Origin of the sequence: Nonomuraea sp. NPDC049141 (genome assembly GCF_040648415.1) — a bacterium.
Lineage (GTDB): Bacteria > Actinomycetota > Actinomycetes > Streptosporangiales > Streptosporangiaceae > Nonomuraea.
In genome coordinates this window covers 1-1,387 of sequence record NZ_JBEZDR010000225.1, presented here as the reverse complement: position 1 = coordinate 1,387, position 1,387 = coordinate 1, and the positions used below count along the sequence as shown (strand labels likewise).

At 72.2% G+C, this 1,387-nt stretch carries 1 protein-coding gene; it reads left to right on the top strand.

The genetic code is table 11. The features are described from left to right. Positions 1-1,365: phenylacetic acid degradation protein PaaN (paaN, locus tag AB0B91_RS66040; protein ID WP_358343238.1), on the top strand; the 1,365-nt coding region annotated here is incomplete at its 5' end. Positions 1,366-1,387 lie beyond the last annotated feature (22 nt).

The following is a 1,387-nucleotide window of genomic DNA, read 5'->3' as shown; positions in this document are numbered from 1 at the left end:
CCCGCCTGGCGCGACGCCGGCCCGCAGGCCCGGGCGGGGGTCTGCCTGGAGATCCTCGACCGGCTGCACAAGCACATCTTCGAGCTGGCCAACGCGGTGCAGTTCACCAGCGGCCAGGCCTTCGTGATGGCGTTCCAGGCCGGCGGCGCGCACGCGCTGGACCGCGCGCTGGAGGCGGTCGCCTACGCGTACGCGGAGATGACCCGGCACCCGGGGACGGCGGGCTGGGAGAAGGCGGCCGGCAAGGGCGACCCGCTGCGGATGAGCAAGACCTTCCACGTGGTGCCCCGTGGCGTGGCGCTGGTGATCGGCTGCAACACCTTCCCGACCTGGAACTCGTACCCGGGGCTGTTCGCCTCGCTGGTGACGGGCAACCCGGTGGTCGTCAAGCCGCACCCGCGCGCGGTGCTGCCGCTGGCGATCACGGTGAAGTACGCCCGGGAGGTGCTCGCCGAGGCCGGCTTCGACCCGAACCTGGTGCTGCTCGCCCCCGAGGCCCCGGGCGAGAAGCTCGCCTCCACGCTGGCCCTGCACCCGGCCGTGAAGATCGTCGACTTCACCGGCTCCACCGAGTACGGCGACTGGCTGGAGGCCAACGCCCGGCAGGCGGCGGTCTACACCGAGAAGGCCGGGCTGAACACGGTGGTGATCGACTCCACCGACGACTTCGCCGGCATGTGCCGCAACCTCGGCTTCACCCTGACCCTCTACAGCGGCCAGATGTGCACCACGTCGCAGAACATCCTCATCCCCTCCGGGGGCATCGAGACCGACCAGGGGCACAAGAGCTTCGACGAGGTGGCGGGCGGGATCGCCGCGGCGGTCGCCAAGATCACCGCCGACCCGGCGCGCGGGGTGGAGCTGACCGGCGCGATCGTCAACGACGGGGTGCTGGAGCGCCTCGACGCGGTCACCAAGGTCGGCGAGGCGGTGCTGGAGTCGCGTACGGTCGAGCACCCGGCCTTCCCCGGCGCGGTGGTCCGCACCCCGACGGTGGTCAGGCTGGCGGCCGACGACACGGCGACCTACTCGCAGGAGTGGTTCGGGCCGATCTCGTTCGCCATCGCCACGGACTCCACGGCGCACAGCCTGGAGATCCTGCGCGCCACGGTCGGCGAGAAGGGCGCGCTCACCGCGGCGGTCTACTCCACCGACGAGGCGGTCCTCGACGCGGCCGAGGCGGCGGCGGTCGAGGTCGGGGTGCACCTGTCCTGCAACCTCACCGGCGGGGTCTTCGTGAACCAGTCGGCGGCCTTCTCCGACTTCCACGGCAGCGGCGCCAACGCGGCGGCCAACTCCGCCCTCACCGACGGCGCCTACGTCGCCGACCGGTTCCGCATCGTGCAGTCCCGCCGGCACGCCTGAGTCGGTCGCGGTTGTCCGGGTC